At 58.0% G+C, this 8894-nt stretch carries 8 protein-coding genes and 1 pseudogene; 7 read left to right on the top strand and 2 right to left on the bottom strand.

Annotation, left to right across the window (positions count from 1 at the left end; translation table 11 throughout):
- The first annotated feature begins 144 nt into the window (after positions 1-144).
- From rsxD to nth, 4 genes are read left to right on the top strand one after another with little or no spacing between them, the layout of a single operon-like run.
- Complete coding sequence (gene rsxD / locus HA48_RS06675; protein ID WP_128600327.1) at positions 145-1203, top strand: electron transport complex subunit RsxD; 1059 nt, start codon at positions 145-147, stop codon at positions 1201-1203.
- 3 nt (positions 1204-1206) lie between these two features.
- Complete coding sequence (gene rsxG / locus HA48_RS06670) at positions 1207-1839, top strand: electron transport complex subunit RsxG (RefSeq protein ID WP_128600326.1); 633 nt, start codon at positions 1207-1209, stop codon at positions 1837-1839.
- A complete protein-coding gene (locus HA48_RS06665) occupies positions 1836-2537 on the top strand; it encodes an electron transport complex subunit E (RefSeq protein ID WP_128600325.1) in 702 nt (233 codons plus the stop codon). The genes rsxG and HA48_RS06665 overlap by 4 nt, the downstream gene beginning before the upstream one ends.
- Complete coding sequence (gene nth, locus HA48_RS06660) at positions 2534-3172, top strand: endonuclease III (protein ID WP_128600324.1); 639 nt, start codon at positions 2534-2536, stop codon at positions 3170-3172. The genes HA48_RS06665 and nth overlap by 4 nt, the downstream gene beginning before the upstream one ends.
- A gap of 89 nt (positions 3173-3261) precedes the next feature.
- On the opposite strand, the gene HA48_RS06655 is transcribed toward nth, so the two are convergent.
- Positions 3262-3957, bottom strand: coding sequence for a CTP synthase C-terminal region-related (seleno)protein (locus HA48_RS06655; protein ID WP_128600323.1), 696 nt, complete (start codon positions 3955-3957; stop codon positions 3262-3264).
- A gap of 653 nt (positions 3958-4610) precedes the next feature.
- Between HA48_RS06655 and dtpA the strand changes: the two are divergent.
- From dtpA to gstA, 3 genes and pseudogenes are all read left to right on the top strand, one after another.
- Positions 4611-6115, top strand: a pseudogene (gene dtpA, locus HA48_RS06650) (dipeptide/tripeptide permease DtpA).
- Between the two features lie 186 nt (positions 6116-6301).
- A complete protein-coding gene (locus HA48_RS06645) occupies positions 6302-7210 on the top strand; it encodes a LysR family transcriptional regulator (protein WP_128600322.1) in 909 nt (302 codons plus the stop codon).
- Between the two features lie 70 nt (positions 7211-7280).
- The gene (gstA, locus tag HA48_RS06640) at positions 7281-7886 is read left to right on the top strand and encodes a glutathione transferase GstA (protein ID WP_208613111.1); all 606 of its coding nucleotides are present in this window, start codon (positions 7281-7283) and stop codon (positions 7884-7886) included.
- A 104-nt stretch (positions 7887-7990) separates the two neighbouring features.
- Here the strand turns inward: gstA and pdxY are convergent, their stop codons facing one another.
- On the bottom strand, positions 7991-8851 hold the full coding sequence (gene pdxY, locus HA48_RS06635) for a pyridoxal kinase PdxY (protein WP_128600320.1): 861 nt from the start codon (positions 8849-8851) through the stop codon (positions 7991-7993).
- Between the last annotated feature and the right edge of the window lie 43 nt (positions 8852-8894).

The following is an 8894-nucleotide window of genomic DNA, read 5'->3' as shown; positions in this document are numbered from 1 at the left end:
CCGGAGCCCGCCGCAGAATCCCCTGAAGTGGAGGCTGCTGCCTCTCCTGAACCCGCCGACCCACGCAAAGCGGCGATTGCCGCTGCGGTCGCCCGTGCCAAAGCGCGTAAAGCGCAGCAGCAGCCTTCGACGACTGAGGAATAAATGGCTTTTCGCATTGCAAGTTCGCCTTATACCCACAACCGCCGCAGCACCGGCAATATCATGCTGCTGGTGGTGCTGGCCGCGCTGCCCGGCATGGCCGCGCAGTGGTATTTCTTTGGCATTGGCTTTCTGATTCAGGTTCTGCTGGCTGCCGGCACCGCATGGGTAAGCGAAGCGGCTATTCTGCGGCTGCGTAAAACGCCGGTGGTGCCGACGCTCTCTGATAACTCCGCCCTGCTGACGGCGCTGCTGCTGGGTATCAGCCTGCCGCCGCTGGCGCCGTGGTGGCTGGTGGTGCTGGGCACGGTATTTGCCATTGTGATCGCCAAACAGCTCTACGGCGGTCTCGGCCAGAACCCGTTTAACCCGGCCATGGTCGGTTATGTGGTGCTGCTGATCTCCTTCCCGGTACAGATGACCAGCTGGATGCCGCCTGAAGCGCTGCAGGCGGTTAAACCCGGCCTGCTGGATTCGCTGAGCATGATCTTTACCAACCACACGCTGGCCGGTGAAACTATGCAGCAGCTGCAGCTGGGCGTGGATGGCGTGAGCCAGGCGACCCCGCTGGACACCTTCAAAACCGGACTGCGCGCCGGCCATAGCGCTGAGCAGCTGCTGGCGCAGCCCATTTACAGTGGCGTGCTGGCCGGTCTGGGCTGGCAGTGGGTCAACCTCGGGTATCTGCTGGGCGGCATGCTGCTGCTGGCAAAGGGGGCGATTCGCTGGCACATCCCGGTCAGCTTCCTGGCTGCGCTGGCTTTCTGCGCCACGCTGGGCTGGCTGTTTTCGCCGGAGGCTCTCAACTCGCCGCTGATTCACCTGTTCTCGGGGGCCACCATGCTTGGGGCCTTCTTTATCGCCACCGATCCGGTTACCGCCTCTACCACCAACCGCGGTCGGCTGGTATATGGCGCGCTGATTGGCTTACTGGTGTGGCTGATTCGCAGCTTTGGCGGCTATCCGGACGGTGTGGCCTTCGCCGTTATCCTGGCTAATATTTGTGTGCCGCTGATTGATTACTACACCCAGCCGCGCGTTTACGGCCATCGCAGGGATTGACAGATGCTTGATGCAATTCGTAAAAATGCGGTCACGCTGGGCATGTTTGCGGTGATCACCACGGGCGTGACGGCTATCGTTAACTACGTCACCAAGCCTACCGTAGAGCACCAGACCGCCCTGCAGCAGAAGATCCTGCTGGATCAGGTGGTGCCCACGGCGCTGTACGATAACGCGATTCAGCAGGAGTGTTACCTGGTTACCGATGCCGCCGCGCTCGGCAACGCTAAACCGCATGCGCTCTACCTGGCGCGCAAAGGCGGCCAGCCGGTGGCCGCGGCGCTGGAGACTACCGCACCGGACGGCTACTCTGGCGCGATTCAGATGCTGGTCGGCGCTGATTTTCACGGTAAAGTGCTGGGCGTGCGCGTTATTGAGCATCATGAAACCCCGGGCCTGGGCGACAAAATCGAGCTGCGTATCTCTGACTGGATCAACAGCTTTAACGGCAAAGTGGTGCACGGCGCAGACGATACGCAGTTTGCGGTGAAGAAAGATGGCGGCGAGTTTGACCAGTTTACCGGCGCCACCATTACGCCGCGCGCCGTGGTCAACGCCACCAAACGCACCGCGCTACTGATTGAAACGCTGCCAGCGAAACTCACTTCGCTGCCTGAATGTGGAGAGACACCATGAGTGAAGCAAAGAACTTACTGGTTGGCGGACTGTGGAAGAACAACTCCGCGTTGGTGCAGCTGCTCGGCCTGTGTCCGCTGCTGGCGGTTACCTCAACCGCCACCAACGCGCTGGGCCTTGGCCTGGCCACTACGCTGGTGTTAACCATCACCAATAGCGCGATCTCTGCCTCGCGCCGCTGGGTGCCGGCGGAGATCCGTATCCCGATCTACGTGATGATCATCGCCTCGGTGGTGAGCTGCGTACAGATGTTGATCAACGCATATGCTTATGGTCTCTATCAGTCGCTTGGCATCTTTATTCCGCTGATCGTCACCAACTGTATCGTCGTGGGCCGCGCCGAAGCGGTGGCTTCCAAAAGCAGCATTCCGCTGGCCGCCCTGGATGGCTTTGCCATCGGTATGGGCGCCACCTGCGCGATGGTGACGCTGGGTTCAATCCGTGAACTGATTGGCAGCGGCACGCTGTTTAACGGCGCCGATCAGCTGCTGGGCCCGTGGGCAAAAGCACTGCGCATTGAGGTGGTGCATTTTGATTCACCGATGCTGCTGGCTATGCTGCCACCGGGCGCGTTTATCGGCCTGGGCATGCTGCTGGCGGGTAAATACCTGATCGACCAGAAGATGAAACAGCGCGCGGCTCTGCGTGCCGCCGCAGCTGATGCCCTGCCGCACGGTGAAACCGGGAAGGCAGTGTGAATAAAGAGAAGCGCCTGCAGATTCTCACGCGACTGCGTGACGAGAACCCGCACCCGACCACCGAGCTCAATTTTAGCTCGCCTTTTGAGTTACTGATTGCGGTGCTGCTCTCCGCACAGGCCACGGATGTGAGCGTCAATAAAGCGACCGCTAAGCTCTATCCGGTGGCTAACACGCCTGCCGCGATAATGGCGCTTGGCGTGGATGGCGTAAAGGAGTACATCAAAACCATCGGCCTGTTTAACAGTAAAGCGGAAAACGTCATCAAAACCTGCCGTATTTTGCTGGAGCAGCATGGCGGCGAGGTGCCGGAGGATCGTGCGGCGCTGGAGGCACTGCCCGGCGTCGGGCGTAAGACGGCCAATGTGGTGCTGAATACGGCCTTTGGCTGGCCGACGATCGCTGTCGATACCCATATTTTTCGCGTCAGCAACCGTACGCGCTTTGCGCCGGGTAAGAACGTGGAAGAGGTAGAAGAGAAACTGCTGAAGGTGGTACCGCCGGCCTTTAAAGTGGATTGCCATCACTGGCTGATCCTGCACGGGCGCTATACCTGCGTGGCGCGCAAGCCACGCTGCGGCTCGTGTCTGATCGAAGATCTCTGTGAGTATGACGCCAAAAATGACACTCCGTAGCAACGCAATGAATCGCGTCGCTACGAAGGGTGCGCAGGCGAACTCAAAACTTACCTGAACGGTATGACGCCATTAAGGCGACTTGTTTATTATCTGGCGTGCAACGCTGCCTGAAGCCAGGCAACCACCAGCGGCGACAGGCGATTCTGCAGCGCCGCACGCTCTGACTGAAATAGCGTGGCGACAAAGAACGGGTGATCGTTCAGCTCTATGCCCCGCACATCGCCCTCTCTATCCCACGAAGTAATCGCAAGATCCCGGCTGGCCAGCGCATCACTGAACTGCGGATTCACGCCAAAGTTACAGTGATACCCTTCATCGCTACGCAGCGCACCATAGGCCTGTGCAATGCGTGAGCCGGGCCGAAAGGTTACCTCACCGCGTTGTTCCACCAGCGAGCATGCCAGCGGCGCAATGACCCAGCGCCCCGCTTCATCTGTCTCAGCATGACTGGCATCGTCCCAGCCCAACACGCTACGTGCATACTCCAGAACGGCGTACTGAAACCCTCCGCATGACCCGAGAAAAGGAATTGCGTTCTCCCGCGCCTGCCGGATAGCGGCAAAGACACCTTCATCGTTTTGATATGGACTGCCCGGCACAACCCACACCGCGGCGTAATCGTCCAGGCTGTGCTGGTCCAGCTCCGCTGTGGCAATCCAGTCGGCGGTAACCTGCAGTGAGAGTGTTTGGGCGGCGAGTTGTATCGCGGGAGGTATAGCCTGATGCGCAACGGCACTGGCACGGTAGTCGCCAACTAAAGCGACACGAACGGACTGCGGCATGGTGACATCCTTTCAGGGAAAAACCGAGGTTACAGCAAAATGGTCGGGCTGTCGAAAGCGGGACGACTGGAAACAGAGGACTTTTGGGCGGTGGCTTATTGTTCACTTTACCTGCCGGTTATGTGGCAAAGCGTCTCTTCAGGCGATGAAATGTTGGGCAAAAGGGGGCTACGCAAACGCTTTCTTCTTTTACCCTTTTAATTAATTCGCCATTCTGTGCGCAGGATCAACTATTTAGCTATCCGGAATCTTTTGACAGCCTATTCTGCTCACCGAACAGCCAGTTAAGCTCAAAACATGACCATTTCTGGTGTCATAAAAGGGATAAATATCCATCTGTAGCGATATGTTCTGCGAAAAGCCGCAAAGGCGGTTTATATCGTAAAAACAGACTTTGCGATCTCCGGTAAAACGCTTTCTCCTGATATAATGCTGGCCAGTAATATTTAACACTGACTTACAACTTTTTATAATGGTTTTAACCCTGACAGTAACAACTATTTCAGCGTGCAAAAAATGCTTGCCCTGCCGGGCTGATTCAGCCAAATTAGGCCGCGTTTTTCCTATCTAATAACAATGTTGCGCGGGACTACCCAGCCCGACGCAGACTTAATTCCTGTCGCAAAACAGGCGATGTATAAACTGAGGTACTCGTGTCAACTGCAAACAAACACACTGATGAGGCGGTAAGCCTCAACGCCTTCAAGCAACCGAAAGCGTTCTATCTGATCTTCTCCATCGAACTGTGGGAACGTTTCGGTTTCTACGGTCTGCAAGCCATCATGGCGGTTTACCTGGTGAAACAGCTGGGCATGTCCGAAGCGGACTCCATTACTCTGTTTACCTCGTTCAGCGCACTGGTCTATGGCCTGGTCGCGATTGGCGGCTGGCTGGGCGATAAAGTGCTGGGCACTAAGCGCGTGATTGTGCTTGGCGTGATTGTTCTGGCGCTGGGTTACGCTCTGATCGCCTTCTCCGGTCATGACACCACCATGGTGTATGTCGGTATGGCGACCATTGCGGTGGGTAGCGGCCTGTTTAAAGCCAACCCCTCTTCGCTGCTCTCTACCTGCTATGAGAAAGACGATCCGCGTATCGACGGTGCATTCACCATGTTCTACATGTCGATCAACATCGGTTCCCTCTTCTCCATGATGCTGACACCGTGGCTGGCGGCGAAGTATGGCTGGGGTGCGGCCTTCTCGCTCTCCGTGGTCGGCCTGGTAATTACCCTGCTGAACTTCCTGTTCTGCCAGCGTCTGGTGAAAAACTACGGCTCTAAGCCGGATTTCGCGCCGCTGCAGGTCGGTAAGCTGCTGATGACGCTGGTTGGCGTTGTGGTGCTGGTTGCCCTGGCAACCTGGCTGCTGCACCACCAGAGCATTGCCCGCATCACGCTGGGCGTGGTCGCCGTTGGCATCGTGCTGATTTTTGCTAAAGAGGCCTTTGCGCTGCAGGGCGCGGCACGTCGTAAGATGATTGTGGCCTTCCTGCTGATGGTTGAAGCCATTGTGTTCTTCGTACTGTATATGCAGATGCCTACCTCACTGAACTTCTTTGCGATTCGCAACGTTGAGCATGCAATCCTGGGCATCACCTTCGAGCCAGAGCAGTTCCAGGCGCTGAACCCGTTCTGGATTATGGTTGCCAGTCCGGTTCTGGCCGCGGTGTATAACAAGCTTGGCGATAAACTGCCGATGCCGCACAAATTTGCCATTGGTATGGTACTGTGCTCCGCTGCGTTCCTGGTGCTGCCGTTCGGCGCCAAATTTGCCAGCGATGCCGGTATCGTCTCCGTTAACTGGCTGATCCTGAGCTATGCGCTGCAGAGTATTGGTGAGCTGATGATCTCAGGGCTTGGCCTGGCGATGGTGGCACAGCTGGTACCGCAGCGTCTGATGGGCTTCATTATGGGCTCCTGGTTCCTGACCACCGCAGGCGCAGCATGATCGCCGGTAAAGTGGCTAACCTGATGGCGGTGCCGGAGAACGTGACCGATCCGCACGCGTCGCTGGCCGTGTACAGCCAGGTGTTCCAGCAGATTGGTATTGCAACCGGCGTGATTGCGCTGCTGATGCTGATTACCGCCCCGCTGCTGAACCGCATGACGCAGAGCGATGCCTCAGCTGAGCTGAAACGCGCCAACGCGAATCAGTAATTCCTGTTTCTGGCGGCCCTGACGGGTCGCCACTCCGTGACATCTGCCCGTTTTACGCGCCAGTGATGCGGTGGATGAAAAACGATCCCCTGCAGCTGCGACTCGCTATATCTCCTTCACTTCACCGCTTTTCCCTTGTAGTTTAAGCAGCATCGCTGCGCGCTGCAGATCACTCACGGAAGTCACATGGACAGATTTGACGAAATGCAGGTCTTCGTGGCCGTCGTCCAGCAAGGCAGTCTTGCCGGTGCAGCACGGGTGCTACAACGCTCACCGCCGGTGATAACCCGCACGCTGAACGCGCTGGAAGCGCGCTTTGGCACCACGCTGATTGAACGTACGACGCGCCAGCTGGCACCGACAGAGACCGGCTGGCAGCTGTTTGAGCAGGCGCGTCAGCTGCTCGCTGATTATCAAAGCGCGCTGGATAGCGCCCATCACAGCGGCATGCACGGCCTGCTGCGTATCACCGCGCCCGTAATGTGTGGGCGCCGCCATGTGATGCCCCTGGTTAACGCTTTTCTGCAGCAGCATGCAGAGATCCAGATTGAACTGATCCTCCACGACAGCTACCAGGACCTGATTGAGAACGGGCTCGATATTGCAGTACGCATTGGCGCGCTCCAGGACTCGTCGATGGTGGCGCGCAAAGTGGGTGACGTACGTTCGATGCTGGTCGCCAGCCCGGCCTATCTGCAACAGGCGGGCGAACCCTCGCATCCGGCAGAGCTCAGCCGGCATGCGCTGGTCACTGGCGTGCGCCATACGCGCGAATGGCGCTTTATGCAGGATCTGCGCGTGCGCATCACGCCACGCCTGCGGGTAAATGACATCGCCAGCCAGCTGGATGCCCTGCGCAACGGTCAGGGCATTGGTCGCCTGCTCTCCTATCAGGTCATTGATGATCTGCAGTCCGGCGCGCTGGTGCGTCTCCTGCCAGAGTGGGAACCGGCGCCGCTGCCGGTTAACCTGGTGGCGCAGCGGGTGAAAAACATGGCGCCAAAAGTGCGCCGTTTTTGGGACTTTGCGCTTGAGGCGCTGCCGCCACGGCTCTCCCTGGCCGATGAATTTCTGAAGCAGGACTGCAATTCCTGAACGCAGTCACGGATAAATTATTTGGCAGTTTTACACTGCTGTTCACAACGACAATCCTGGAGAAGCCATGATGAAACTCTATTGCAAGCCTGGTGCCTGTTCGCTGTCACCGCATATCGTTGCGCGTGAATGCGGGCTGGACTTCACGCAGGTGAACGTTGACCTGCAGAAAAAATTAACCGAACAGGGTGAAGACTACTGGCAGATCAACCCGAAAGGCCAGGTGCCGGCGCTGCAATTTGATGATGGCACCCTGCTGACCGAAGGCGTGGCCATTGTGCAGTATCTGGCGGATCAGAAGCCGGATCGCAATCTGCTGGCGCCCACCGGCAGCCTGACGCGTTACCACACGCTGGAGTGGCTGAGCTTTGTCAGCAGCGAACTGCATAAAACCTTCTCACCGCTGTTCCGTCCTGACACGCCGGAGGAGTACAAAGCCATTGCGCGTGCGCAGCTGGAGAAAAAATACCAGGTGGTGAATGAGGCACTGCAGGACAAGCAGTGGCTGATGGGCCTGCGTTTTACTGTCGCTGATGCTTATCTGTTTGTGGTAACGCGCTGGGCGAAAGCTATCAAACTCAATCTTGAGGGGCTTGATGCCCTTGAGGCCTGGTTTACGCGCGTGGCTGAGCGGCCGGCGGTGCAGGCGGCACTGAAAGCAGAAGGGTTAGCGTAAAACAGCCTGTTAACAGATCGCTGCGGCCCGGAGAGTGAGCTGCAGCGAGGGCGGCGCGGTTATCGCAACAACCGCGCCGTGCGGGATAGCACGACGCAGCAGGATTAGAGCTTCTCTGCTGTAAAGTGCTGTACCGGTTGCGCAATCGCATCCTGGGCGGCCACCAGCTGCAGCTCATATTCACCCATCTCGTGGGTTTTCAGCATTACTTCATACACTGCCGCCGTCACATGCTCCAGCGCATCCTGTAACGATTTGCCGTGCAGCAGATCCACCAGCAGCAGACCGCTGGTCAAATCGCCCACGCCAACCGGCTGACGTACGCCAAAATCCACCAGCGGGCGGCTAATGTGCCAGCACTCATCGGCGGTCACCAGCAGCATCTCAAAGCGATCGCTACGGCGTCCCGCGCGTGCCAGATGTTTTACCAGTACCACTTTCGGCCCCTGGGCAATCAGCGCGCGCGCGGCAATCACTGCCTGCTCAACGTTTGCCACGTCATGGCCGCTCAGCATCTCCAGCTCCAGCAGATTCGGTGCAATCAGATCGCTGGCCGGCATCGCCTGCTTGCAGTGAAACTCGGCCACGCCCGGCGCGACAATACAGCCCTTCTCCGGATGGCCCATCACCGGATCGCAGAAGAACCACGCCTCCGGATTCGCCGCTTTCACCTGACGGACGATCTCCAGAATCTGCTCGCCCTGCTCGGCCGAGCCCAGATAGCCGCTGAGCACCGCGTCACAGGTTTTGAGGCGGTCGATCGCAGCAATGCCTTTGACGATATCGGTCAGGTGCGTGGCGGGCATCACGGTGCCGGTCCAGTGACCGTATTGGGTATGGTTAGAAAACTGCACGGTATTGAGCGGCCAAACGTTTGCGCCCATGCGGCGCATCGGAAATTCGGCGGCGCTGTTGCCAGCATGGCCGTAAACCACGTGGGACTGAATTGCGAGGATATTTTTCATTGTTACCCTGAACTGCCTTGCCATGAAAAAAGGGCCGGTCACC

The sequence above is a fragment of the Pantoea wallisii genome, from assembly GCF_002095485.1.
Classification (GTDB): domain Bacteria; phylum Pseudomonadota; class Gammaproteobacteria; order Enterobacterales; family Enterobacteriaceae; genus Pantoea; species Pantoea wallisii.
The sequence above is the reverse complement of the archived record's forward strand: the minus strand, read 5'-3'. Positions and strand labels throughout refer to the sequence as shown.

Excerpts from the sequence above, each read along its gene's own strand:
- HA48_RS06665 (WP_128600325.1), top strand. The coding sequence starts at position 1,836 with ATGAGTGAAGCAAAGAACTTACTGGTTGGCGGACTGTGGAAGAACAAC.
- rsxG (WP_128600326.1), top strand. The coding sequence starts at position 1,207 with ATGCTTGATGCAATTCGTAAAAATGCGGTCACGCTGGGCATGTTTGCG.
- HA48_RS06645 (WP_128600322.1), top strand. The coding sequence starts at position 6,302 with ATGGACAGATTTGACGAAATGCAGGTCTTCGTGGCCGTCGTCCAGCAA.
- gstA (WP_208613111.1), top strand. The coding sequence starts at position 7,281 with ATGAAACTCTATTGCAAGCCTGGTGCCTGTTCGCTGTCACCGCATATC.
- pdxY (WP_128600320.1), bottom strand. The coding sequence starts at position 8,851 with ATGAAAAATATCCTCGCAATTCAGTCCCACGTGGTTTACGGCCATGCT.
- rsxD (WP_128600327.1), top strand. The coding sequence starts at position 145 with ATGGCTTTTCGCATTGCAAGTTCGCCTTATACCCACAACCGCCGCAGC.
- HA48_RS06655 (WP_128600323.1), bottom strand. The coding sequence starts at position 3,957 with ATGCCGCAGTCCGTTCGTGTCGCTTTAGTTGGCGACTACCGTGCCAGT.